Annotated in this window: 19 protein-coding genes; 13 read left to right on the top strand and 6 right to left on the bottom strand. The window is 65.6% G+C overall.

Annotated elements, in window-relative coordinates; all coding sequences use genetic code 11:
- Window positions 1-10 precede the first annotated feature (10 nt).
- On the bottom strand, window positions 11-985 hold the full coding sequence (locus ACFDR6_RS34750; RefSeq protein ID WP_375861111.1) for a Bug family tripartite tricarboxylate transporter substrate binding protein: 975 nt from the start codon (window positions 983-985) through the stop codon (window positions 11-13).
- Window positions 986-1,091: 106 nt separating this feature from the next.
- Here ACFDR6_RS34750 and ACFDR6_RS34745 point away from each other — a divergent pair, with 106 nt between their 5' ends.
- Window positions 1,092-2,066: a TAXI family TRAP transporter solute-binding subunit gene (locus ACFDR6_RS34745; RefSeq protein WP_375861110.1), complete on the top strand. Its 975-nt coding sequence runs from the start codon at window positions 1,092-1,094 to the stop codon at window positions 2,064-2,066.
- A gap of 185 nt (window positions 2,067-2,251) precedes the next feature.
- Here the strand turns inward: ACFDR6_RS34745 and ACFDR6_RS34740 are convergent, their stop codons facing one another.
- Window positions 2,252-3,466, bottom strand: a complete 1,215-nt coding sequence (locus ACFDR6_RS34740) for an ABC transporter substrate-binding protein (RefSeq protein WP_375861109.1) — start codon at window positions 3,464-3,466, stop codon at window positions 2,252-2,254.
- 103 nt (window positions 3,467-3,569) lie between these two features.
- A complete protein-coding gene (locus ACFDR6_RS34735; protein ID WP_375861108.1) occupies window positions 3,570-4,463 on the bottom strand; it encodes a substrate-binding domain-containing protein in 894 nt (297 codons plus the stop codon).
- 272 nt (window positions 4,464-4,735) lie between these two features.
- On the opposite strand from ACFDR6_RS34735, the gene ACFDR6_RS34730 reads away from it, so the two are divergent.
- From ACFDR6_RS34730 to ACFDR6_RS34720, 3 genes are read left to right on the top strand one after another with little or no spacing between them, the layout of a single operon-like run.
- Window positions 4,736-5,569 (top strand): ABC transporter substrate-binding protein, encoded by an 834-nt coding sequence (locus ACFDR6_RS34730; RefSeq protein ID WP_375861107.1) that lies wholly within the window; start codon window positions 4,736-4,738, stop codon window positions 5,567-5,569.
- Between the two features lie 53 nt (window positions 5,570-5,622).
- Window positions 5,623-6,729, top strand: coding sequence for a molybdopterin-binding protein (locus ACFDR6_RS34725; protein WP_375861106.1), 1,107 nt, complete (start codon window positions 5,623-5,625; stop codon window positions 6,727-6,729).
- A gap of 13 nt (window positions 6,730-6,742) precedes the next feature.
- Window positions 6,743-8,692, top strand: a complete 1,950-nt coding sequence (locus ACFDR6_RS34720) for a molybdopterin biosynthesis protein (RefSeq protein ID WP_375861105.1) — start codon at window positions 6,743-6,745, stop codon at window positions 8,690-8,692.
- 49 nt (window positions 8,693-8,741) lie between these two features.
- Here ACFDR6_RS34720 and ACFDR6_RS34715 read toward each other — a convergent pair whose 3' ends face one another.
- On the bottom strand, window positions 8,742-8,972 hold the full coding sequence (locus ACFDR6_RS34715; RefSeq protein ID WP_375861104.1) for a hypothetical protein: 231 nt from the start codon (window positions 8,970-8,972) through the stop codon (window positions 8,742-8,744).
- Window positions 8,973-9,081: 109 nt separating this feature from the next.
- Between ACFDR6_RS34715 and ACFDR6_RS34710 the strand changes: the two genes are divergently transcribed.
- A complete protein-coding gene (locus ACFDR6_RS34710; RefSeq protein ID WP_212092699.1) occupies window positions 9,082-9,381 on the top strand; it encodes a hypothetical protein in 300 nt (99 codons plus the stop codon).
- A 4-nt stretch (window positions 9,382-9,385) separates the two neighbouring features.
- On the opposite strand, the gene mobA is transcribed toward ACFDR6_RS34710, so the two are convergent.
- Both mobA and fdhD read right to left on the bottom strand, forming a co-directional pair.
- Window positions 9,386-10,027 carry a molybdenum cofactor guanylyltransferase MobA gene (gene mobA / locus ACFDR6_RS34705; RefSeq protein ID WP_212092698.1) on the bottom strand — a complete coding sequence of 214 codons (642 nt, stop codon included), beginning with the start codon at window positions 10,025-10,027 and terminating at the stop codon, window positions 9,386-9,388.
- Complete coding sequence (gene fdhD, locus ACFDR6_RS34700; protein WP_212092697.1) at window positions 10,008-10,898, bottom strand: formate dehydrogenase accessory sulfurtransferase FdhD; 891 nt, start codon at window positions 10,896-10,898, stop codon at window positions 10,008-10,010. Before fdhD ends, mobA begins: the two co-directional genes overlap by 20 nt.
- Window positions 10,899-11,106: 208 nt before the next feature.
- On the opposite strand from fdhD, the gene mobB reads away from it, so the two are divergent.
- The 8 genes from mobB to fdhF all read left to right on the top strand — a co-directional run bounded on the left by mobB (window position 11,107) and on the right by fdhF (window position 23,522).
- Complete coding sequence (gene mobB / locus ACFDR6_RS34695; protein WP_375861103.1) at window positions 11,107-11,634, top strand: molybdopterin-guanine dinucleotide biosynthesis protein B; 528 nt, start codon at window positions 11,107-11,109, stop codon at window positions 11,632-11,634.
- 9 nt (window positions 11,635-11,643) lie between these two features.
- A complete protein-coding gene (locus ACFDR6_RS34690) occupies window positions 11,644-12,900 on the top strand; it encodes a molybdopterin molybdotransferase MoeA (protein ID WP_375861102.1) in 1,257 nt (418 codons plus the stop codon).
- Between the two features lie 44 nt (window positions 12,901-12,944).
- Window positions 12,945-13,178, top strand: coding sequence for a sulfurtransferase TusA family protein (locus tag ACFDR6_RS34685; protein ID WP_212092694.1), 234 nt, complete (start codon window positions 12,945-12,947; stop codon window positions 13,176-13,178).
- Window positions 13,179-13,307: 129 nt separating this feature from the next.
- The gene (locus ACFDR6_RS34680) at window positions 13,308-14,741 is read left to right on the top strand and encodes a sigma-54-dependent transcriptional regulator (protein ID WP_212092693.1); all 1,434 of its coding nucleotides are present in this window, start codon (window positions 13,308-13,310) and stop codon (window positions 14,739-14,741) included.
- Window positions 14,734-16,758 carry a sensor histidine kinase gene (locus ACFDR6_RS34675; RefSeq protein WP_375861101.1) on the top strand — a complete coding sequence of 675 codons (2,025 nt, stop codon included), beginning with the start codon at window positions 14,734-14,736 and terminating at the stop codon, window positions 16,756-16,758. Before ACFDR6_RS34680 ends, ACFDR6_RS34675 begins: the two co-directional genes overlap by 8 nt.
- A 347-nt stretch (window positions 16,759-17,105) precedes the next feature.
- Window positions 17,106-18,758: an OFA family MFS transporter gene (locus tag ACFDR6_RS34670; protein WP_375861100.1), complete on the top strand. Its 1,653-nt coding sequence runs from the start codon at window positions 17,106-17,108 to the stop codon at window positions 18,756-18,758.
- A gap of 292 nt (window positions 18,759-19,050) precedes the next feature.
- Window positions 19,051-20,757: an NADH-ubiquinone oxidoreductase-F iron-sulfur binding region domain-containing protein gene (locus ACFDR6_RS34665; protein ID WP_375861099.1), complete on the top strand. Its 1,707-nt coding sequence runs from the start codon at window positions 19,051-19,053 to the stop codon at window positions 20,755-20,757.
- Window positions 20,754-23,522: a formate dehydrogenase subunit alpha gene (gene fdhF, locus ACFDR6_RS34660; protein ID WP_375861098.1), complete on the top strand. Its 2,769-nt coding sequence runs from the start codon at window positions 20,754-20,756 to the stop codon at window positions 23,520-23,522. Before ACFDR6_RS34665 ends, fdhF begins: the two co-directional genes overlap by 4 nt.
- Window positions 23,523-23,540: the final 18 nt, after the last annotated feature.

Below are 23,540 nucleotides of genomic sequence, written 5' to 3'. Positions count from 1 at the left end.
GAGCCCCTCGCTAGTCCACCGAGACCCCCGCGAACTCGACCACCTTCTTCCACTTCTCGGTCTCATCAGCGACCAGCTTGCCGAACTCGGCCGGCGTCATCGTCTTGGGAAGGCCGCCGACTTCGGTGAGCTTGGCAACCAGCTTCGGGTCCTTCAGCGCTTCGCCGACGGCCTTGTTGAGGGTCTCGATCACCTCGGGCGGCGTGCCCTTCGGTGCGGAGATGCCGTAGAAGCCGACCGATTCGAAGCCGGGCACGGTCTCGGCGATGGCGGGCACGTCGGGCACGCTCGGCCAGCGCTGCGGCGAGGTCACGCCCAGCGCGCGGACATTGCCGCCCTTCACCTGCTCGAGCGCGGAGGGGAGGTTGTCGAAGATCAGTTGCACCTTGTTGGAGATGATGTCGGGGAAGGCGATCGCAGATCCCCGATAGGGCACGTGCACCATGTCGCACTTCGTCAGCACCTTGAACAGTTCCGCCGACATGTGCACCGAGGTGCCGTTGCCGGACGAGGCAAAGGAGATCTTGCCGGGATTGGCCTTGCAATAGTCGACGAACTCCTGGACCGTCTTCGCCGGGAACGCGTTGGAGACGACCAGCATGTTGGTGAGCTGCATGATGCTGGCCACCGGAACCGTGTCGCGCAGAAAGTCGAACGGCAGCTTCTTGTAGAGCGAGGTCGAGATCGCGTTGTTGGGCGCGACGAACAGCAACGTGTAACCGTCCGGCGGCGAGTTGATCGCGGCGGCCGCGGCGATGTTGCCGCCGGAGCCGGTGCGGTTCTCGACGATGACTTGCTGGCCGAGGCGGTCCGACAGCCACTGCGCCATGATCCGCGCCACGATGTCGACCGGGCCGCCGGCGGAGAAGCCGATCAGCCAGTGCACGGGGCGGTCGGGATAGGCGGCGGAGGCGGGAGGGGTGGCGCTGAATAGCGTTGCAAGAATGACCAGCCCGAAAACACCCCGACGCATAATTCGCAACATGACGCCTCCCATTGTTCTATTGTCGTTTGGGGGCATGCTTTCACAAAATCGGGCTGCTGCCTACATCGCCGCAAGTCGGTGTTGACGCAGTCCGTCAGGGACCACCATGAGATTCGCAATGATCGCTCTCGCCGCGGTGCTGCTCGCCGGCCCCGCCGCCGCTCAAACCGGAGGCAACGCCATTCCGACCAGGACGATCAGCCAAACAATCAGTCTTGGCACCGCCACGCCCGGCGGCGGCTTTCCGCTCTATGGCAACGCTTTTGCGGAGGTGATGAACGCGGCGGATCCGCAGATGTCCATCGCACCTCGCAACACCAAGGGCAGCAACGAGAACATTCCGCTGCTCGAGAAGGGCGAGCTCGATCTCGCCCTGGTCGCGGGCGAGCCGGCCTATGAAGCCTTCGCCGGCATCGGCCGCGCGCCCGTGCGGCTGAAGATCCTCACCGCGATCTATTCCAATCCCGGCATGTTCGTGGTGCGCGCGGACAGTCCCTACAGGACGATCCGCGATCTCGTCGGCCAGCCGGTGGCGTTCGGCGCCAGGGGCTCGGGCCTGCCGATCCTGGCGCGCTACGTGCTGGATGGTCTCGGGCTCAAGCAGGACGAGGACTTCAAGGCCGTCTATCTCGACCGCGCCGGCGACGGCCCCGCGATGGTCGAGGACGGCCGCGTCTCAGCGCTGTGGGGCGCCGGCATCGGCTGGCCCGGCTTCGCCGCGGTCGCATCGAGCGCGTCGGGCGCACGCTTCATTGCGCCTGATGTTGAAGAGATGACGCGCATCCGCGCCAAGCATGCGTTCCTGAAGCCGCTGCTGGTGCCGGCGAACAGCTATCCGAAACAGGACGCGCCGATCGCCTCGCTGGGATCGTGGAGTTTTGTCCTCACGCGGGAGGATCTGCCCGACGACGTCGCCTATCGCCTCGCCAAGACGCTGCACGGTGCCCAAGCGACATTCTGCAAGAAGCTCGCACAAGCCTGCGAAACGACCGCGTCGAACACGGTCGCGGCCGCGCCGAGGCCGGAGCTGATCCATCCCGGCGTGATGAAGTATTTTCGCGAGATCGGGGTGGTGAAGTAGCGATGGCGCTTTTCTCCTTCTCCCCTTGCGGGAGAAGGTGGCGCGAAGCGCCGGATGAGGGGTATGTCTCCACTCGCGAGGCAGTCCGTGAGGAGAGAACCCCTCACCCGGCTTCGCTTCGCGAATCCACCCTCTCCCGCAAAGGGAGAGGGTGCACCGTCAGCGCGGCGTCGCGCTCGCCAATCTCACTTCTTCACCAGCGGGCACGCCGGGTCCGGCGGCCCGAACGCCTTGTCGCCGGAGATCGTGGTGAGGATCTTGTAGTAGTCCCACGGATATTTGCTCTCCTCCGGCGTCTTCACCTGAACCAGCCAGAGGTCGTGCACCATCAGATTGTCTTCGCGCAGTTTGCCGTTGCGGGAAAAGAAATCCTCGATCGGCTTCTCGCGCATCTTGGCGGCGACCTTGAGCGGATCGTCGGTGCCGGCCTCCTTGATGGCATTGAGATAGTGCATCACGCTGGAATAGACGCCGGCCTGCCACATCGACGGCATCTTGTTCATCTTGGCGAAATAGCGCTTCGACCAATCACGGGTCTTGTCGTCCATGTCCCAGTAGAACGAGGTCGTCAGCAACAGGCCCTGCGCGGCCTGCAGGCCGAGGCCGTGAATGTCGGTGATCAGCGCCAGCAGCGCCGCCATCTGCTGGCCGCCCTTGAACACGCCGAACTCCGAGCCGGTCTTGATCTCGTTCATGTTGTTGGGGGGGCCGGCGGCAATGCCGATGATCTTGGCCTTGGAGGCCTGCGCCTGCAGCACGAAGGAGGAGAGGTCCGGCGTCGCCAGCGGCGGCCGCACCGAGCCCAGCACCTTGCCGCCGTTTGCTGTGACGACCGCGGAGGCGTCACGCTCCAGCGAATGGCCGAAGGCATAGTCGTCGGTGATGAAGAACCAGCTGTCGCCGCCGCGCTTGACCACGGCGTCCGCGGTGCCGACCGCGAGCGCGCGGGTGTCGAACACCCATTGGATCGCATAAGGCGAGCAGAACTTGCCGTGGAAGTCCGCGGTGCCGGTGGAGTGGGTGATGAACAGCCGCTTCTTCTCGTTGGCGACGTTCTGCACCGCGAGCCCGACCGCCGAGACCGGCACGTCGACGATCAAATCGACCTGGTCGACGTCGTACCAGCGCCGCGCGATGGTGCCGCCGATGTCGGCCTTGAGCTGATGGTCGCCGATCACGATGTTGATCGGCTTGCCGAGCACGGTGCCGCCGAAATCGTCGATCGCCATCTGCGCCGCCGTCACCGAGCCCTGGCCGGTCGGCGCGGAGGCCGGGCCGTTCATGTCGGTCAGCACGCCGATCTTGACGATTTCGTCGGACACCTGCGCCAGTGCGGCACCCGACATCAGCGCCGCCGTCAAGGCGGCCGCGACCGGCAGTCCAAATCTGGTTGGATTCACGCTTGTCCTCCCTGATCCGGCGCGTTGGCCGGTGTTGCTTTTTGCCGGGTATGGCCCTGCTGAATTGGTTTCTTTTGCAACTATTTCGGGGCGGGCGTCAATGTCAGGCTGCGAAGCGGATCTGCCCTGCGCCTGAGGGGTCATAGCCGGTCAGCTCCTCGGCGCGCTGGCGCAGCCGCCGTTCGCCCAGGAAGCGGAGCAGGGCCTGCATGGCGGGACGGAAGTAGCTGCGCTGCCGCATCGCGAGGTCAAAGTTCTCCCAGACCAGCGGCACGAAATCGAGGCCAGCCGAGCGCGCGGTGGCGCGCGTCGCGATGCCGCAATCGGCTTGGCCGGCGCGGACCAGTTCGGCAAGGTCCGGGCCGGTCACGCAGGCCGCCTCGGCCCGTCGCAAATCCCGTGTCGAGGCACCCGCGCGCTTCAGCAGCACGTCGAGCAGCATCTGCGCGCCCGTGCCCTGTTGCCGCACCGCCATCCTGGCGCCGAGCGCGAGCACGTCGGTGAGGCCGTGCAAGTGCTTGGGATTGCCCTGCGGCAGCACGAGCCCCTGCTCGCGCCGCACGAACGCCACCAGCACCGCATCATGCAGGTCGGGAGCTGCGCGCAGCGCTTCGACACTGGCATCGCCGGCGAGATCGTCGGAAGCATCCAGGCCGTGGAAGTGCACCGCCGCCGCCATCACCTCGTTGCGCTGCAAGCGCTCGAGCCCGCGCACGCTGCTCTCGCTCATCGATCCCAGGCCTGATCCGGACTCGCGCAAGCTCCAATCCAGCAGCTCGTCCTGGCTGCCGCCCACGACCGGCGGCGGCTCCGCGATCAGCATGCCGGCCGGACGCGCAAGGCCCGACAGCACCCAGAGATCGAGTTCGTGCCGCGGGAAGAGCCACTTCCCGGTCACCTTGGTGCACGGGATCGCGCCGGTGGTGACCAGTTCATACAGCTTGCGCTCGCCGAGCCGAAGGTAGTCGGCGGCTTCGCTGGTGGTCAGGAATTCCATCCTGCATTCCTATGCAAATTCTTGCTTCTTTTTGACGTCTTTGCAGGTTGGAATTCTGCATTTCAATTCGTATCCGCGGGAACCATGCCCGATGATCTCGCTGCTTTGCAACACATCCTCACACGCGATCTCTGCTTTGGTGAACGATCTCAAAGTGTGTGCGCGCTTTGCCGATATATCCCGACTGCGGAGCGCAAGGCAGCGGATGCGTCACGAGTGCGGCATAATCGCTCGCCATCATGGTCGCGTCTTAGCCAGTGGGGAACCCGATCATGGCCGTCCGCCGCCCGTCCGTAGCATTCGCGCTTTTCTGCGGCCTGATCGCGGGCGTCGCGGCGTCATCCGCGGAGGACCGGGCGATCGTGCTGGCCTCGACCACAGCGACACAGGAGTCCGGCCTGCTCGACTATCTGCTGCCGATCTTCCGCGACAAGACCGGCATCGAGGTGACCGTGATCGCGCGGCGCGCCGATGAGGTGCTGAGCGGGCCGCGGAGGGGAGAGGCCGACGTGGTGTTGATGCACGCGCGGCCGCAGGAGGAGAAATTCGTCGCCGACGGATTCGGCGTGAAGCGTTTCGACGTGATGTACAACGACTATGTGCTGATCGGGCCGAAGAGCGATCCCGCGGCCGTGAAGGGCAAGGACATCGCGACCGCGCTGAAGGCGATCGAAGCCAAGGGCGCTCCGTTCGTGACGCGCGGCGACCGGTCGGGCACCCACGCCGCGGAGCTCGCGCTCTGGATCGTCGCCGGCATCGACATCGGCGCTGCCAAGGGCGCCTGGTATCGCGAGGCCGGGCAAGGCACGACCTCGGCCCTCGACGCCGCGCGCGCCGCGAATGCCTATGTGCTGTCGGACCGCGGCAGCTGGATCGCGTTGAGGGATCGCGGCGATCTCGACATCGTCGTCGAAGGCGACCGGCGGCTTCTCAATCAGTACGGCGTCATGCTGGTGAACCCCGAGAAGTTTCCGAACGTGAAGAAGGATCTCGCGCAGACCTTCATCGACTGGCTGACCTCGCCGGAGGGGCAGACGGCGATCGCCGGCTACAAGGTCGGCGGGCAGCAGCTGTTCTTCCCGAATTCGGACCGGTCGGGCGGTTAGGCCCGCATCGCCGCCGGTTGCCAAAGCGGGCGATGCATGGTCCACGTTGGTGCATGACCCAGCGCCTGCCGTCTTCGCTCACGCCGCTCGAGATTGCGCTCGCCGCGTCGCTGAACGGGCTCGAGCCGCTTGCACCGGTGGAGTTGCCGCTGGCCGACGCGGCCGGTTGCATCGCGGCGGGCACGCCGCTGCTTGCGGCCCATCCGCCGCACGACATTGCCGCCGTGGACGGCTTTGCGCTCCGCGCCAATGATCTCGTCGGCGCGTCCTCCTATTCGCCGCTGCCTTTGACGAAAACGCCGCAATGGGTCGAGGCCGGCGAGGCGATGCTGGCGGGATGCGATTGTGTACTCGGTGCCGACGCCGTGGAGGTGTCGGGGCCGCTCGCGCAGGTGCTCGCGGAAGGCGTGCCGGGGCAGGACGTCAGGCGCGCCGGGAGCGACGTCGCAGAAGGCACGCCTGCCGGCGTCGAGGGTCGTCCGGTCGGTACGGCTGATCTCCTGCTGGCACGCGTCGCGGGCCTGGGGAAACTCAGTGTGCGGCGGCCCCGGCTGCGGATCGTCAATGTGCCGGGCGCAACGGCAACCGCGCAGATGATCGCCGGGCTCGCGCGCGCAGCGGGACTGGATGTGAAGACGTTCGAGGCCGGCGCGCGCGACCAGGCATCGATTGCCGATGCGCTCGATGTGTCCTCGTGCGATCTGCTGCTGACGGTCGGCGGCAGCGGTGTCGGCCGCCGGGATGCTGCTGTCATCGCCCTGGCCCAGCGTGGCGAGGTGCTGGTCCATGGTCTTGCGCTCCAGCCCGGACGCACCGCCGCGGTCGGTCGGCTCGGGCGGATTCTCGTGATCGCCTTGCCCGGCTCGCCCGATCATGCGCTTGCGGTCTGGCTTGCGCTCGTGCTTCCGCTCATCGATCGCCTCTCGGCGCGGCAATCGCGGCGACAGGTGCTCCTGCCGCTTGCGCGTAAGATCGCATCCAGTGTCGGCATCGCCGAAATGACCCTGTTGTCCCTGGAACATCATGCGTGGATGCCGCTTGCCGTGGGCGAATGGCCGCTCCAGGCGATTGCGCGTGCCGATGCATGGCTGCTCATCCCCGCCAGCCACGAGGGGTTTGCGGCGGGTACGCCGGTCGATGCCTATCTGATGCGGGAATGATATGGGTTCCGGCATGACGATGATTCCGCGATCGCAAGCGCGCAGCACGCTCGAACAAGAGCAGTTCCTCAAGATCCTGTCGCGGGAGGAAGCGCTGGCACGCTTCGAGGCGGCGCTGTTCCCGCGCCCGATTCCGGCCGAGATGCGCAAGCTCGCCGATGCGCTCGGTGCGGCGCTTGCCGAAGACGTCACGGCGCCGATCGATGTTCCCCCGTTCGACCGCTCCAATGTCGACGGCTTTGCCGTGCGTTCGGCCGATGTCGTCACGGCGGGCGAAGGCAAGCCTGTTCACCTCCGGCTCAACGGCGAAACCATTCACTGCGGCACTGCGCCGGCGCTGCAAGTGGCGGCTGGAACCGCAACGGCGATCGCCACCGGCGGTCCGCTGCCGCGCGGCGCCGATGCCGTCGTCATGGTCGAGCACACTCAGCCGGCAGGATCCGATGCGATCGAGGTTCGTCGTGCCGCGTCTCCGGGGCAGTTCGTCTCCTATGCCGGATCCGATATCGCGCGCGGCGAGGCGCTGCTGCGCGCCGGCACGCTCATCGGCTCGCGCGAGATAGGCATGCTGGCCGCGTGCGGCATCGCCGAGGTGAGTGTGTCGCGCAGGCCGCGCGTGGCGGTGATCTCCACCGGCGACGAACTGGTGCAGCCCGGAGAGCTGCTCGCGCCCGCCGCGATCTACGACACCAATGGTGCGATCGTCACGGCCGCAATCGACGAGAATGGCGGTGAGGCGGTCTTCCTCGGCGCCATTCCCGACGATGAGGCAAAGCTCGAAGCCGCCATGCGCGCTGCACTGGCGGATGCCGACATGCTGGTGCTGTCGGGCGGAACGTCGAAAGGCGCGGGCGATTTGTCCCACCGCATCATCGGCCGTCTCGGCCACCCCGGCATCATTGCGCACGGTGTCGCGCTCAAGCCCGGCAAGCCGCTGTGCCTTGCGGTGTGCGATGGCAAGCCGGTGGTGATCCTGCCGGGCTTTCCGACCTCGGCGATGTTCACCTTCCATGACATGATCGTGCCGGTGCTGCGCAGGATGGCCGGACTGCCGCCGCGCTCCGATGCCAAGGTGAATGCAACCGTGCCGGTCCGCATCGCTTCCGAGCTCGGCCGTACCGAATTCGTGATGGTCTCGCTGGTCGAAGGCAAAGATCGCCTGATCGCCTATCCCTCCGGCAAGGGCTCCGGTGCGATCACGTCATTCGCGCAGGCCGATGGCTTCCTGTGCATCGACGCGCTCGCCGACCAGATGCCGGCCGGGACCGAAGCCGAGGTGACGCTGTTCACGCCGCATGTGCGCGTGCCTGATCTCGTCATCGTCGGCAGCCATTGCACCGGGCTCGATCTCGTCACCGCTGGGCTCGCGCATGCCGGCCTCACCGTGCGCTCGATCGCGGTGGGGAGCCTCGGCGGACTTGCGGCCGCAAAGCGCGGTGAATGCGATCTCGCGCCGATCCATCTGTTCGACGATCAAAGCGAGACCTACAACACGCCCTATCTCGTGGAGGGGCTCGAACTCGTGCCGGGCTGGCGCCGGATGCAGGGCATCGTGTTCCGCAAGGGCGACAAGCGTTTCGAAGGTCTTGGTGCGAAGGACGCCGTCGCCGCGGCGCTCGCCGACCCCGCCTGCATCATGGTCAACCGCAACCAGGGCGCCGGCACCCGCATCCTGATCGACCGGCTGCTCGGCGGAGTGCGCCCGGAAGGCTATTGGAACCAGCCGCGCTCGCACAATGCGGTCGCAGCGGCCGTGGCCCAGCACCGCGCCGACTGGGGCATGACCATTGCGCCGGTCGCCCGTGCGGTCGGCCTCGGTTTCATTCCGCTCGCGGAAGAGCATTATGACTTCGCGCTGGTGACGGCGCGCAAGGAGCGGCCGGCAGTGCGGGCCTTTCTCGACGCTCTTGGCTCGGACGTGGCGCGCGCGGCGCTCGAGCAAGCGGGCTTCCGGCCGGCATAGGCGACAGACGACGACGCGGCGTTCAAGCCGCGCCTGCGGGAGTCTACGGCTACGACGCCCGGTCGGTCCCGCCGGCGGCCTGAGCGGCTCGCTCCCGTCTTTGCTCACGATCCTCGGCCTCGGCAAGCGCACGCCGTGCGGCGGGCGGCAGCGGCTTCGGATCCGGCGGCACCTCGATGAGATCGGGTTTGCTGAGCTGTCTCGTCCGATCGATCGTCTCGGAGAGATCGAAGACGAAATCGACGAAGTCGAAAATGGTATGCAAGAGAGGGGCGGCCATGGCTCATCCGGGGAATGTTCAGGGCTGTGGTCGCTCCCTTCCCCGGTCCGGTTCAAGATGTCATGAACTTGGGTGGCTGCCGTCGCGACCAAGGACTATGAGCCAAGTCATGACAGCGCCAACGCCTCTCAATTTCCGCAAGATCGCTGCGCTCATCGCGGCGGCCGGCACGCTATTCTGGATCTATACCTTCTATCACATCGCGAATGTCCCGCAGGGCGACCGCAGCGGCTTTCAATGGCTGGCGGTGTTTCCGCTGGGCATGGTCTTCGGGGCGTTCTTCCTGCCGGCCTGGCTCATGGTTGCGATCGGCCGCTTGCCGCGGTTCACCACGGCCCTCGGCCTCTGCGGCCTGATCGCATTCGCGATCATCTGGGCGCAGCTCCTCAACGAGTTTCCGAAATCGTAAGTCGTCAGGACGCCTCATCCAGCGCTGCCAGCCGTTCGGCTTCGGTGACGTCCTCGACCGTGTTGGCATTGAAGAACGGATCGAGCGGCTCGGTCGGCCAGGTCACCGTCGCGAGCGGATAGCGCGCGGTCCAGCGGTCGATCTTGCGCAGGTCTTCGACAACCAGCGCGTGGCGCAGTTCCTCGCGCAAGGCGACGCGCCACAAGCCGATCACCGGATGCGACTGGTCGCCTGATGCGGCGACCGCGAGCTCCGCGTTCTCACGCTGCCGCGCCTCATGCAGGCGGGCGACGAGATCGCGCGGCAGGAACGGGCAGTCGCCGGCGGCGCTGAGCACCCATGCGATCTCCGGCAGGTTCGCCGCAGTCCAATCCAGCGCCGCGAGAATGCCCGCGAGCGGACCGGGAAATCCGGGCACGTCGTCGGGGACGACCTGCAGGCCGAACGCGGCGAAGCGGGCTGGATCGCCATTGGCGTTGAGAATCAGTCTGCTGCACTGGGGCGAAAGGCGCGCGATCACGCGTTCCAGAATGGTGCGGCCGCCGATGGTGCGCATCGGCTTGTCGCCGCCGCCCATGCGCCGCGCCAGACCGCCGGCGAGCAGCACGCCTTGCGTCGCAGGAAACCTAGTCGTCACCACCTTCACCCTTGCGCTTGTGCTTGGCCGATTCCTCCTCGACGTAAGCGAGGTCCTGGTCGTAGACGATGCGTTCCTCGCCCGCGAGGACGATGAAGCGCTTGCCGCGGGTGCGTCCGACCAGCGTCAATCCGACCTGGCGGGCGAGATCGACACCCCAGGCGGTGAAGCCGGAGCGCGACACCAGGATCGGAATGCCCATGCGGACCGTCTTGATCACCATCTCCGAGGTGAGACGCCCCGTGGTGTAGAGGATCTTGTCCGATGCATCGACGCCGTGGCGGTACATCCAGCCTGCGATCTTGTCGACGGCGTTGTGCCGGCCGACATCCTCGGTGTAGCAGAGTGGCCTGCCCTCCTTGCACAGCACACAGCCGTGGATCGCGCCGGCCTCGAGATAGAGCGAGGGCATGGTGTTGATGGTCTGCGTCATCTGATAAAGCCAGGAGGTGCGCAGCTCGGCCTTCGGCAGCGCCACGCTCTCGACCGCCTCGAGCAGGTCACCGAAGGCGGTGCCTTGCGCGCAGCCGGAGGTCTGCGTGCGCTTCTTCAGCTTGGCTTCGAAATTGGTGTGGTGCGTGGTGCGCACCACGACCACCTGGAGGTCGTCGTCGTATTCGACCTCGGTCACCGCGTCATTATACTTCAGCATGTTCTGGTTCAGCAGATAGCCGAGCGCCAGATATTCCGGGTAGTCGCCGATCGTCATCATGGTGACGATCTCCTGGGCATTCAGGTAGAGCGTCAGCGGCCGCTCCATCGGCACCTTGATCTCGACCCTGGCGCCGGTCTGGTCGGTCCCGGTCACGCTCTGGGTCAGGCGCGGGTCGTCCGGGTCCGGGATGATCAGGGGCACGGGAGCTTTGTCGATCTTCATCATGGTCGCGAGGTTAGCATGACATTCGGGTCAAGCCGATATAAGCATGGCAGCGAATGGGCAAAAATGCCTCCACTCGTCATTGCGAGCGCAGCGAAGCAATCCAGAAATACATCCGCGGAGACACTCTGGATTTCCTTCGCGGCGCTCGCAATGACGGGGAGGGAGCGTTGGTTCCACCGACTGGCGAGCCGTAGGAGATCAAACGGTTATGAAAGTCATCGGCCTTGCAGGCTGGAGCGGGGCGGGCAAGACCACGCTGTTGACGCGGCTGATCCCGCATTTCAACGCGCAGGGCCTGCGCGTCTCCGTCATCAAGCATGCGCATCACCGGTTCGACGTCGACATGCCCGGCAAGGATTCCTGGCGGCATCGCGAGGCCGGCGCGGCCGAAGTGCTGGTTGCGTCGTCAAACCGGTGGGCCCTGATGCATGAGCTGCGTGGCGCCGCGGAGCCGCGCCTGCCGGAACTCTTGAGCAAGCTGTCCGCGGTCGATCTCGTCGTGGTCGAGGGCTTCAAGCGCGAGCCGCACCGCAAGATCGAGGTGCATCGCGCGGCGAACGCCAAGCCGCTGCTGTTTCCAGACGATCCCGGGATTGCCGGGATCGCGACCGACACGGCCATTGACACCGGGCTGCCGACTGTCCATCTCGACGATATCGCGGCTGCTGCCGCATTGCTGCTGCGCGCGGCGATGCCGGTCGAGGAAGCTGTGGCGAAGAGCGCCGCGATACGCTGACGAGGCACCATGGCACAACTTTCGGACGATTGCTTTGCCTTCGGCGGCCCTATGATGTCGGTCGACGAGGCCGTTGGTCTCATCACGACGCGCGTCAACGCGATCGCCGATCTGGAGACGGTGACACTCGTCGAGGCGGACGGTCGCGTGCTGGCGCGCGACGTGGCGGCGCCGCTGCCCTTGCCGCCCTTCACCAATTCGGCCGTCGACGGCTACGCCGTGCGCAACGCCGATCTTCCTGATCGCGCCGAGCAGGCGTTCCCGCTCGATGGTCGCATCCAGGCCGGCGGACTAGCGCAGGCACCAATCAAGCCCGGCCACACCGCGCGCATCTTCACGGGTGCGCCGATGCCGCCGGGTGCGGAGACCGTCTTCATGCAGGAAGATGTCCGCATCGAGGATTCCGGCAAGGTCGTGCTGCCGCCGGGGCTGAAGCGTGGGGCCAATGTCCGTCCCGCAGGCGAAGACATCGCGGAGGGCCAGATCGCGTTGCGCGCCGGCCAGCGCCTGCTGCCGCAGCACGTCGCGCTCGCCGCGGCGTTCGGGCTTGTCACGCTCGACGTCGTCAGGCGCATTCGCGTTGCGGTGTTCTCGACCGGTAACGAGCTGGCTTCGCCCGGCGAGCCACGCGCGGCCTCACAGCTGTTCGATTCCAACCGCTTCATGCTGATGGCGATGTTGCGCCGCCTCGGCTGCGAGGTCAGCGATCTCGGCATTTTGCGCGACGACCAGACCTCCCTCGCGAATGGCTTGAAGCAGGTTGCAGGCCGCCATGATTTGATCCTCACCACCGGCGGCGTTTCGACCGGCGAGGAGGATCACGTCAAGGCGGCGGTCGAGAGCATCGGCTCGCTGGTGTTGTGGCGGATGGCGATCAAGCCGGGCCGTCCCGTGGCGATGGGCATCATCGGCGGCACGCCGCTGATCGGGCTGCCCGGCAATCCCGTCGCGAGCTTCGTCACCTTCGTCCATGTGGTCCGGCCGACGGTGCTGGCGCTGGCGGGCGGCTTGCCGGAGCCGCTGACGCCGATCCCTGTGCGTGCGGCGTTCACCTACAAGAAGAAGGCAGGCCGGCGGGAATATGTACGCGTCTTCCTGCGCAAGGGGCAGGACGGTGCGCTCGAGGTAACCAAGTTTCCGCGCGAAGGCGCGGGCCTCCTGTCGTCGTTGGTCGAGACCGACGGCCTGGTCGAGCTCGACGAAGCCGTCACCGGCGTGGAGCCCGGGCAGGGCGTCGGCTTCCTGGCCTACGCCGGCCTGATCTGAGGCCTCACGTTGACGCGGCCGCCCCGCCCCGCCATGTTGCGGCGATGACCAGGACGACACTCGATCTCACCGGGCTGAAATGCCCGCTGCCGGCGCTCAAGACGCGCAAGGCACTCAAGCCGCTCAAAGCAGGGGACCAGCTCGAAGTCCATTGCACCGATCCCCTCTCGATCATCGATATCCCGAACCTGATCCGCGAGACCGGCGACAAGGTCGAGGTCGCCGCGCGCAATGAGGCGCGTATCGTGTTCCTGATCGAAAAGGGCGATCGCCCGTAGAAAGGCGAATGTTCACGGCCGTAACGGTTGACTATGCTGCTTCCACGGTGGAAACGGCAGGAGCTTCGCTGCAATGCGAAGGGCGCCGTTCTTGCGCTGGATGATCTCTCAAACCCCAAGACGTCGGGCATGACTTTCTCAACATCGAAAGCAAGCGCAGCCGCAGGTTCCGCGGCGGGCCGCGAGCCTGCCGTCAAGCCCGGTAAGACGGCCGCAGGTCCCGAGTTCAGCGCGCTGGCGCAGGCCTCCATCCTGATCGTCGACGACGAGCCGGGCATGCGCAATTTCCTGGTGCGCACGCTTGCGCCCCGCTGCAAGCTGGTGGACGAGGCGGCCGACACCGACCAGGCCTCGCGCAAGCTCGATTCCAACCGCTACGACGTCGTCATTCTCGACAATATCATGCCCGGCAAGAATGGCGTCGATTGGCTCGCCGAGCAGCGCGCCGTCGGCTTTTTCGCCGACGCCATCCTGATCACCGCCTATGCCGACCTCGACACCGCGATCCAGGCCCTGCGCGCCGGCGCGGCCGATTTCGTGCTCAAGCCGTTCCGCTCCAACCAGATCCTCAACGCGGTGGCACGGTGCCTCGACCGCGTCCGCCTCCAGCGCGAGAACTATGTCCTGCGCTATGCCTTGCGCGCCTCGTCCGACCGCACTTTTCTGCGCGACAATCTGATCGGACGGTCGGCGGCGACGCTGCGCGTGCGTGAGACCATCGCGCGCGTCGCGGGCCTGCCGACCTCGATTCTCCTCACCGGCGAATCCGGCACCGGCAAGGAGGTGGCCGCGCGCTCGATCCACTCGCTGTCCGACCGGGCCGACAAGCCTTTCGTGCCCGTGAATTGCGCGGCGATCCCGCCCGAGATGATCGAGGCCGAGCTGTTCGGACACATCAAGGGCGCCTTTACCGGCGCCGATTCGGGGCGCGAAGGCCTGTTCCTGTATGCGCATGGCGGCACACTGTTCCTCGACGAGATCGGGGAGCTGCCGCTGCCGATGCAGAGCAAGCTGCTCCGCGTGCTCGAAGACCGCCGCGTCCGTCCCGTCGGCTCCGAGCGCGAAGTTCCGGTCGACCTGCGTTTCATCTTCGCAACCAATGCCGAGCTTCAGAAAGAGGTCGAGAAGGGCCGTTTCCGGGCCGACCTGTTCTACCGCCTCAACGTGATGCAGATCCGCCTGCCGCTCCTGAAGGATCGCGGCGACGACGTACAGGAGCTTGCCACCATCTTCATGACCAAGCTGTCGGTTCAGCTCGGCATGCCACCGGTTCCAATCGACGCCTCGGTGCGGGCGGCGCTCGCCAGCTATGACTGGCCGGGCAATGTGCGCGAGCTGCGCAACCTGATCGAACGCACGCTGATCCTCGGTGCCTTCCCCGACGATTTCGCCGGTCCCCGCGACGACGGCCAGTCCGCGCCCGCCGACAGTCTCGCCGAGCTCGAGCGCCGTCACATTCTCGGCGTGCTGAAGGAAGTCAATGGCAATCGCGAGGAGGCGGCGCGTCGCCTCGGTGTCTCGCGCAAGACCATCGACCGCAAATGCGCGTTGTGGGATGTCTGATGCGCCGGACCGCAGGGGTAAACCCGTCCGGGGACGCTCCGTCCGCTTCCGGCTGCTCGCAATCGCGCTGCTGCCGATGCTGGTCATCCTGCCGCTCCTGCTCGGGGTTGCGATCTATCGCTGGAACGCAAAGTTCGACGCGACCCTGATCTCCAAGGTGAACGGCGATCTGACCATCGCCCACCAATATCTCGCCCGCATCCTCGAAAAGACCGGCGTCCAGATCCGGGCGCTCAGCCTGTCGGCGCGCTTTCATGAGGTGCTGGCGCCGGACGCGCGCGGGTCCCTGCGCGATTTGCTCGACGAGGCCCGCAAGGAATTCGGTCTCGATTTCCTGTATTTGACCAACGGCCGCGGCGACATCCTGGCCTCATCGCCGCCGTTGCAGCGTCAACCGAGAAATGACTGGCCGATCATCACCTCGGCGCTGTCGGGTGAGGTGCCCTCGACGGGCATCGACATTTTCGGCAATGACGAGCTCGCCGCGATCTCGCCGATGCTGGCCGAGCGCGCACGGCTCGACCTCGTGTCGACTCCGAATGCGGTGCCGACCGATCGCAGCACCGAGACGCGCGGCATGGTCGTGCATGCGGCCAGCCGGGCGATGCTGCCTGACGGTGGCGCCGCAGCGTTGGTCGGCGGCACGCTGCTCAACCAGAATCTCGAATTCATCGATACGATCAACGACCTCGTCTATCGCGCGGCGAGCCTGCCGGAGGGCAGCCAGGGCACCGCGACGCTGTTCCTGGAGGACGTGCGGATCTCGACCAACGTACGCCTGTTCGAGGGACGGCGCGCGCTCGGCACGCGGGTGTCGGCGGCGGTGCGCTCGGCGGTGCTGGGCGAGGGGCGCACCTGGCTCGACAGCGCCTTCGTGGTCAATGACTGGTACATCTCCGCCTACGAGCCGCTGGTCGACAGCTATGGCAAGCGCGTCGGCATGCTCTATGTCGGCTTTCTGGAAAAGCCTTTCAGCGAAGCCAAATACCAGACGCTGGTGATCATCATCGCGGCGTTCGTCGCGATCACGGCAGCGACCGTGCCGATCTTCCTGCGCTGGGCCAGCTCCATCTTCATGCCGCTGGAGCGCGTCACGGCGACCATCACCGAGGTGGAGCGGGGCAACCTCTCCGCCCGGACGAAGATGCCGGGATCGGGTGACGAGATCGGCCGCGTCGCGGTCCACCTCGACAGCCTGCTCGACCAGATCCAGGAACGCGACCGACAGCTCAGGGAATGGAACGAGGAACTGAACGTCCGGGTGCGGGAGCGCACAAGGGACCTCGAGCATGCCAATCTCAAGCTCGAGGCAACCACCAAGCAGCTCGTCATGTCGGAGAAGCTGGCTGCGATCGGCGAGATCACCGCCGGCGTCGCGCACGAGATCAACAATCCGATCGCGGTGATGCAGGGCAATCTCGACGTCATCCGCAGCGTGTTCGGGACCGATGCGGACAAGGCGAAGGTCGAGTTCCGCCTGCTCGATGAGCAGATCCACCGCATCAGCCAGATCGTGACCAAGCTGTTGCAGTTCGCAAGGCCGGAGGAATATGCCGGCTATGTCGAGCGCCACGCCCCCGCGAGCGTCATCTCGGACTGCCTGCCGCTGGTGCAGCATCTCCTGAACAAGACCGAGATCGCCGTCGTCAGGGACGACCGCGCCAGCCGGCTGGTGCTGATGAACCGCAACGAGCTGCAGCAGGTGCTGGTCAATCTCGTCGTCAACGCGATTCACGCGATGCCGGATGGCGGAACCCTGACGCTGCAGTCCTTCGATGCCGAGCGCGACGGCAATCAAGGCGTTGCCATCGAGGTCACCGACACCGGCATCGGCATGAGCAGTGAGGTGATCGAAAAGATCTTCGATCCCTTTTACACGACGAAGCAGCGGCAAGGCACCGGGCTGGGGCTCTCGATCAGCCAGACGCTGGTCAAGCGCCAGGGCGGGCAGATCACGGCCGAAAGCCGGGTCGGCTCCGGAAGTACGTTCACGGTGTGGCTGCCCGAGGCGACCTGACTGGACATTTTGTCCGGGGATTTCAGGACATTTTGTCCCAAGCGGCGCATTGCGCCGCGGGAAGTCGTTGATTCATCAGGATGCGGCATCTGGCACGCGCGTTGCTCTCTTCAAGACAGGGTGTTGAGGGGGGATGAGGGCGCGATAGCCGTCACTGCAACGCTGCTCGCGAGGTGAAGGGACATCGCTCGCGATCAGCTGCTTGCAATGGCGCACACGACGGGATGCGCACCACACGATTCCACTTCGGCATGAATGAAGTCCGACCGGTCATGCGCGGCTGCCAAGCACGCACGACAGGTCTCAAACCGATGTGCCGGCAAGGCCGCGCTTGGGAGGTAATGCTTATGACGACTGCTGATACCGTTCTTGCACCAGTTGGTGCTTCCGGCTTTCTCGATCGTGAACGCACGATCGCGACGGCCGGCTTCAATCGCTGGCTGGTGCCGCCGGCGGCGCTGTGCATCCATCTGTGCATCGGCATGGCCTACGGCTTCTCGGTGTTCTGGCTGCCGCTGTCGCGCGCGATCGGCATCAGCGCGCCAAAGGCCTGCCCGGACATGTCGCTGTGGCAGGAGCTGTTCACGACCAGCTGCGACTGGAAGGTCGCCAGCATGGGATGGATGTACACCCTGTTCTTCGTGCTGCTCGGTATCGCGGCTGCGGTCTGGGGCGGCTGGCTGGAGCGCGTGGGCCCGCGCAAGGCGGGCTTCGTCTCGGCGCTGTGCTGGTGCGGCGGTCTCTTCCTCGGAGCGATCGGAATCTACACCCATCAGCTCTGGCTGTTATGGCTGGGTTCGGGCGTGATCGGCGGCATCGGTCTCGGCCTCGGCTACATCTCCCCGGTGTCGACGCTCGTCAAATGGTTCCCCGATCGCCGCGGCATGGCGACCGGCATGGCCATCATGGGCTTCGGCGGCGGCGCCATGATCGGCGCGCCCCTAGCGAACCTCCTCATGAACTACTTCAAGAGCCCGAGCTCGGTCGGCGTCTGGGAGACCTTCGTCGCGATGGGCGTCATCTACTTCGTGTTCATGATGATCGGCGCATTCCGCTATCGCTTGCCGCCGCCCGGCTGGCAGCCCGAGGGCTGGACCCCGCCGTCCAAGGCCGACGCGATGATCTCGAAGAGCAACGTCCATCTCAACGATGCGCACAAGACGCCGCAGTTCTGGCTGATCTGGTGGGTGCTGTGCCTGAACGTGTCGGCCGGCATCGGCGTGATCGGCATGGCCTCGCCCATGCTCCAGGAGATCTTCGGCGGCAAGTTGATCGGTCTGCCGGAGGTCGGCTTCAACGCGCTCGATGCCGGGCAGAAGGCGCAGATCGCGGCGATCGCCGCGGGCTTCGCCGGATTGCTGTCGTTGTTCAATATCGGCGGCCGCTTCTTCTGGGCCTCGCTGTCCGACAAGATCGGGCGCAAGAACACCTACTATACGTTCTTCATCCTCGGCATCGTGCTCTATGCGCTGGCGCCGACCTTCGCGGCGATGGGCTCGAAGCTGCTGTTCGTGGTCGGCTTCGGCATCATCCTGTCGATGTATGGCGGCGGCTTCGCCACCGTGCCGGCCTATCTCGCCGACATGTTCGGCACCCAGTTCGTCGGGGCCATCCACGGCCGGCTGCTGACGGCATGGTCGACCGCGGGCATCATCGGACCCGTCGTGGTGAACTACATCCGCGAGTTCCAGCTCGCGGCCGGCGTGCCGCGCGATCAGCTCTACAACACCACCATGTACATCCTGTGCGCGATGCTGATCGCGGGCCTGATCTGCAACTACCTGATCAAGCCGGTCGATTCGAAATGGCACATGAAGGACGCCGACGTCGCCAAGTTGCAGGCGGCGAGTGCCACCGCCGCAGCCGCGGGGCCGCATGGTTCCTACGGTATCGGCTTCGGCGGTCTCGACGCCAAGGCGGGGCTGTTCTGGGCCTTCGTCGGCGTTCCCCTGGCCTGGGGTGTCTGGAAGACGCTGGAGAGCGCGGTCAAGATCTTCTGATCGCGCGTTCCTCGCGAGCGGGAGCGCGTCAAGGCGCGCTTCCCGCCGCTTGGAGCTCCGGAGCGGTGAGCGATGCGATTTCGCTATCGCAGCATGGGAGGCCTTTATTGATCTCCGGATCAATTCAGGCTTCGTTCTACCAGTTGGCGCGTTGGACGTGTCCGAGCAGCGATTTAAGGATTTGCCGTTAGCTGTCGCTAACCGGCTTTGCGGACGCGAGAATTATCTTGGCATCTGGCATGCCAGAAGTTAGAACTTGAGCCGTTCTAAAAGACGAGATCGAGACGAATCGATGATCCACGACGACGTGCACAAGGTCCGCCCGTTCGAGCACCCCGGTGAGGGACGCCGACGCGCCAAGGCCACCCCTAAAGGGCGCCAGGTTGATCCGACCGCCGCGCACGAGATCGAGCTTCTGCTCGGCGACAAGCCACGGCGGCGCGATCTGCTGATCGAATATCTCCACCTGATCCAGGATGAATATCACCAGATCTCGGCCGCGCATCTGGCCGCGCTCGCCGACGAGATGAAGCTCGCCTTCGCCGAGGTGTTCGAGACTGCGACCTTCTACGCCCATTTCGACGTGGTGAAGGAAGGCGAGCCCGACATCGCGCCGCTGACGATCCGCGTCTGCGATTCGCTGACCTGCGCGATGCTCGGCGGCGAGAAGCTGCTCGAGGATTTGCGGAGCGCGTCGGGCCCCGGCATCCGCGTCGTGCGCGCGCCCTGCGTCGGCCGCTGCGACACTGCGCCTGCCGCCGAGGTCGGGCATAATTTCGTCGACCATGCCACGGTCGCCAATGTCATGGCGGCGGCGAAGGCCGGCGACACCCACGCGCATCTGCCCAACTATGTCGGCTACGACGCCTATGTCGCCGGCGGCGGCTACAAGCTGCTGGGCCGCGTGCGCTCCGGCGCATTGTCGAAGGACGATCTCTTGAAGGGGCTCGACGACGCTTCGTTGCGTGGCCTCGGCGGCGCGGGCTTCCCGACGGGACGCAAATGGCGCGCGGTGCTGGGCGAACCCGGTCCGCGGCTGATGGCGATCAACGGCGACGAGGGCGAGCCCGGCACGTTCAAGGACCGCGTCTATCTCGAAAGCGACCCGCATCGATTCATCGAGGGTATGCTGATCGGCGCGCATGTGGTGCAGGCCAGCGACGTTTACATCTATTTGCGCGACGAATATCCGGCCTCACGCGAGATCCTGGAGCGCGAGATCGCAAAGCTGCCGCCGGGTGGTCCGACGCTGCACATGCGACGCGGAGCCGGCGCCTATATCTGCGGCGAGGAATCCTCGCTGCTCGAAAGCATCGAGGGCAAGCGAGGCCTGCCCCGGCACAAGCCGCCTTATCCGTTCCAGGTCGGCCTGTTCGGCCTGCCGACGCTGATCAACAACATCGAGACGCTGTGGTGGGTGCGCGACATCGTCGAGAAGGGCGCCGACTGGTGGAAGGGCCATGGCCGTCATGAGCGCAATGGCCTGCGCAGCTTCTCGGTCTCGGGTCGCGTCAAGAACCCCGGCATGAAGCTGGCGCCCGCGGGCATCACCGTCCGCGAGCTGATCGACGAATATTGCGGCGGCATGGCCGACGGCCATCAGTTCTACGCGTATCTGCCGGGCGGGGCGTCCGGCGGAATCCTGCCGGCGTCGATGGACGACATTCCGCTCGATTTCGGCACGCTGGAGAAATACGGCTGTTTCATCGGATCGGCCGCGATCGTGATCCTGTCGCAAAAGGACAGCGTGCGCGCGGCCGCGTTGAACCTGATGAAATTCTTCGAGGACGAGAGCTGCGGCCAGTGCACACCGTGCCGCGTCGGGACCCAGAAGGCGGCGCTGCTGATGCAGAAGCCGGTCTGGAACCGCGCTCTGCTGGAAGAATTGAGCCAGGCGATGCGCGATGCCTCGATCTGCGGGCTCGGACAGGCGGCATCGAATCCGCTGTCCACCGTGATCAAATATTTTCCTGACGAGTTCAAGGAAGCGGCCGAATGACCAAGATTACGTTCGAGCTCGACGGCAAGCAGGTCGAGGCCAATGCCGGCGAGACCATCTGGCAAGTCGCAAAACGCCAGGGTCGCGAGATCCCGCACCTCTGCTATTCGCCTGCGCCCGACTATCGCCCCGACGGCAATTGCCGCGCCTGCATGGTCGAGATCGAGGGCGAGCGCGTGCTCGCCGCATCCTGCAAGCGGACGCCGTCGGTCGGCATGAAGGTGAAGACCGAGAGCGCCCGCGCGACAGCTGCGCAGAAGATGGTGATGGAGCTGCTCGTCGCCGACCAGCCGGCGCGAGAGACCTCGCACGATCCTGAGTCGAAATTCTGGCACTGGGCCGAGACCACAGGCGTCACCGAGAGCCGCTTCCCCGCCGCCGATCGCTGGGCGACCGATGCCAGCCATCCGGCGATGCGCGTCAATCTCGATGCCTGCATCCAGTGCGGCCTTTGCGTGCGCGCCTGCCGCGAGGTCCAGGTCAACGACGTCATCGGCATGGCCTATCGCAATCATGGTTCGAAGATCGTGTTCGACTTCGACGATCCCATGGGCGAGTCCACCTGCGTCGCCTGCGGCGAATGCGTGCAGGCCTGCCCGACCGGCGCGCTGATGCCGGCCGTGATGCTCGACGACAAGCAGACCCGTGTCACCTATGCCGACAAGAAGGTGGATTCGTTGTGCCCCTTCTGCGGCGTCGGCTGCCAGGTTACTTACGAGGTCAAGGACGAGAAGGTGATCTATGCGGAGGGCCGCGACGGCCCCGCCAATCGCAACCGTCTCTGCGTCAAGGGCCGCTTCGGCTTCGACTACATCCACCACCCGCATCGCCTGACCAAGCCGCTGGTTCGGCTGCCGAATGCGAAGAAGGATTCCAACGACCAGGTCGATCCGGCCAATCCCTTCACCCATTTCCGTGAAGCGAGCTGGGACGAAGCGCTCGACATCGCAGCCAAGGGCCTCGTCAAGATCCGTGACGAGAAGGGCGTGAAGGCGCTGGCGGGCTTCGGCTCCGCCAAGGGCTCGAACGAAGAGGCCTATCTGTTCCAGAAGCTGGTTCGCACCGGTTTCGGCTCGAACAATGTCGACCATTGCACCCGGCTGTGCCACGCTTCCTCGGTGGCGGCGCTGTTCGAAGGCCTGAGCTCGGGCGCGGTGTCGGCACCGTTCGCCGCGGCGATGGACGCCGAAGTCATCATCGTGATCGGCGCCAACCCGACCGTGAACCACCCGGTTGCCGCGACCTTCATCAAGAACGCGGTCAAGCAGAACGGCGCAAAACTGTTCGTGATGGATCCGCGCCGGCAGACGCTGTCGCGCCATGCGACCAAGCATCTGCAGTTCAAGCCGGGCTCCGATGTCGCCATGCTGAACGCGATGATCCACACGATCATCACCGAAGGCCTCACCGACGACCAGTACATCGCCGGCTATACCGAAGGCTTCGAGGACCTCAAGGAGAAGATCAAGGAGTTCACGCCGGAGAAGATGGAAGCGATCTGCGGCATCCCGGCGCAGACCTTGCGGGAGGTCGCACGCACCTATGCCCGCGCAAAATCCTCGATCATCTTCTGGGGCATGGGCATCAGCCAGCACGTCCACGGGACCGACAATGCGCGCTGCCTGATCGCGCTCGCGCTGATCACCGGACAGGTCGGCCGTCCCGGCACCGGCCTGCATCCGCTGCGCGGCCAGAACAACGTGCAGGGCGCCTCCGACGCCGGCCTGATCCCGATGTTCCTGCCGGACTACCAGCCGGTCAGCCGTGACGATCTGCGCGGCAGCTTCGAAAAGCTTTGGCAGCAGGATCTCGATCCTGTCCGCGGCCTGACCGTGGTCGAGATCATGAACGCGATCCATGCCGGCGAGATCAAGGGCATGTACATCGAGGGCGAAAATCCCGCGATGTCCGATCCCGATCTCCAGCATGCGCGCCAGGCGCTCGCCATGCTCGATCATCTCGTGGTGCAGGATCTCTTCGTCACCGAGACCGCGTTCCACGCAGACGTGATCCTGCCGGCCTCGGCCTTCGCGGAGAAGGACGGCTCCTTCACCAACACCGACCGCCGCGTGCAGCTTGCGCGCCAGGTGGTCAAGCCGCCTGGCGATGCGCGGCAGGATCTCTGGATCATCCAGGAGATCGGCAAGCGCATGGGCCTGCCCTGGAATTATAGCGGTCCCGGAGATGTCTATACCGAGATGGCAGAGCTGATGCCGTCACTCAAGAACATCAGCTGGGAACGGCTGGTGCGCGAAGGTGCCGTCACCTATCCGGCGGACGATCCTAACAAGCCGGGCAACGAGATCATCTTCACCACGGGCTTCCCGACCGCGAGCGGGCGCGGCAAGATCGTGCCGGCCCACGTCATCCCCCCGGACGAGATTCCCGACGACGAATACCCGATGGTGCTCTCGACCGGTCGCGTGCTGGAGCATTGGCACACCGGCTCGATGACGCGGCGCGCCCAGGTGCTCGACCAGATCGAGCCCGAGGCTGTCGCGTTCATGTCGCCGAAGGACATGCGCAGGAAGCACCTCGCACCCGGCGATTTCATTCGGCTGGAGACGCGGCGTGGTGCCGTCGAGGTCAAGGTCCGCTCCGACCGCGACGTGCCGGAGAACATGGTGTTCATGCCGTTCTGCTACGCGGAAGCGGCGGCGAACCTGTTGACCAACCCGGCGCTCGACCCGTTCGGCAAGATCCCGGAGTTCAAGTTCTGCGCAGTCAGGGCCGAGCGCGCCGAGATGCGGGACGCGGCGGAGTAGCTCCGGCCCATCGCTTCA

It is taken from the genome of Bradyrhizobium tunisiense, from assembly GCF_042263385.1.
GTDB lineage: Bacteria > Pseudomonadota > Alphaproteobacteria > Rhizobiales > Xanthobacteraceae > Bradyrhizobium > Bradyrhizobium tunisiense.
This window is presented reverse-complemented; position numbering and strand designations above follow the sequence as displayed.

Bases quoted from the DNA above. Each gene is read 5' to 3' on its own strand.
- ACFDR6_RS34750 (WP_375861111.1), bottom strand. From the start codon at position 985: ATGTTGCGAATTATGCGTCGGGGTGTTTTCGGGCTGGTCATTCTTGCA.
- ACFDR6_RS34745 (WP_375861110.1), top strand. From the start codon at position 1,092: ATGAGATTCGCAATGATCGCTCTCGCCGCGGTGCTGCTCGCCGGCCCC.
- ACFDR6_RS34735 (WP_375861108.1), bottom strand. From the start codon at position 4,463: ATGGAATTCCTGACCACCAGCGAAGCCGCCGACTACCTTCGGCTCGGC.
- ACFDR6_RS34730 (WP_375861107.1), top strand. From the start codon at position 4,736: ATGGCCGTCCGCCGCCCGTCCGTAGCATTCGCGCTTTTCTGCGGCCTG.
- ACFDR6_RS34725 (WP_375861106.1), top strand. From the start codon at position 5,623: ATGACCCAGCGCCTGCCGTCTTCGCTCACGCCGCTCGAGATTGCGCTC.
- ACFDR6_RS34720 (WP_375861105.1), top strand. From the start codon at position 6,743: ATGACGATGATTCCGCGATCGCAAGCGCGCAGCACGCTCGAACAAGAG.
- ACFDR6_RS34715 (WP_375861104.1), bottom strand. From the start codon at position 8,972: ATGGCCGCCCCTCTCTTGCATACCATTTTCGACTTCGTCGATTTCGTC.
- ACFDR6_RS34710 (WP_212092699.1), top strand. From the start codon at position 9,082: ATGACAGCGCCAACGCCTCTCAATTTCCGCAAGATCGCTGCGCTCATC.
- fdhD (WP_212092697.1), bottom strand. From the start codon at position 10,898: ATGATGAAGATCGACAAAGCTCCCGTGCCCCTGATCATCCCGGACCCG.
- mobB (WP_375861103.1), top strand. From the start codon at position 11,107: ATGAAAGTCATCGGCCTTGCAGGCTGGAGCGGGGCGGGCAAGACCACG.
- ACFDR6_RS34690 (WP_375861102.1), top strand. From the start codon at position 11,644: ATGGCACAACTTTCGGACGATTGCTTTGCCTTCGGCGGCCCTATGATG.
- ACFDR6_RS34685 (WP_212092694.1), top strand. From the start codon at position 12,945: ATGACCAGGACGACACTCGATCTCACCGGGCTGAAATGCCCGCTGCCG.
- ACFDR6_RS34680 (WP_212092693.1), top strand. From the start codon at position 13,308: ATGACTTTCTCAACATCGAAAGCAAGCGCAGCCGCAGGTTCCGCGGCG.
- ACFDR6_RS34675 (WP_375861101.1), top strand. From the start codon at position 14,734: ATGTCTGATGCGCCGGACCGCAGGGGTAAACCCGTCCGGGGACGCTCC.
- ACFDR6_RS34670 (WP_375861100.1), top strand. From the start codon at position 17,106: ATGACGACTGCTGATACCGTTCTTGCACCAGTTGGTGCTTCCGGCTTT.
- ACFDR6_RS34665 (WP_375861099.1), top strand. From the start codon at position 19,051: ATGATCCACGACGACGTGCACAAGGTCCGCCCGTTCGAGCACCCCGGT.
- fdhF (WP_375861098.1), top strand. From the start codon at position 20,754: ATGACCAAGATTACGTTCGAGCTCGACGGCAAGCAGGTCGAGGCCAAT.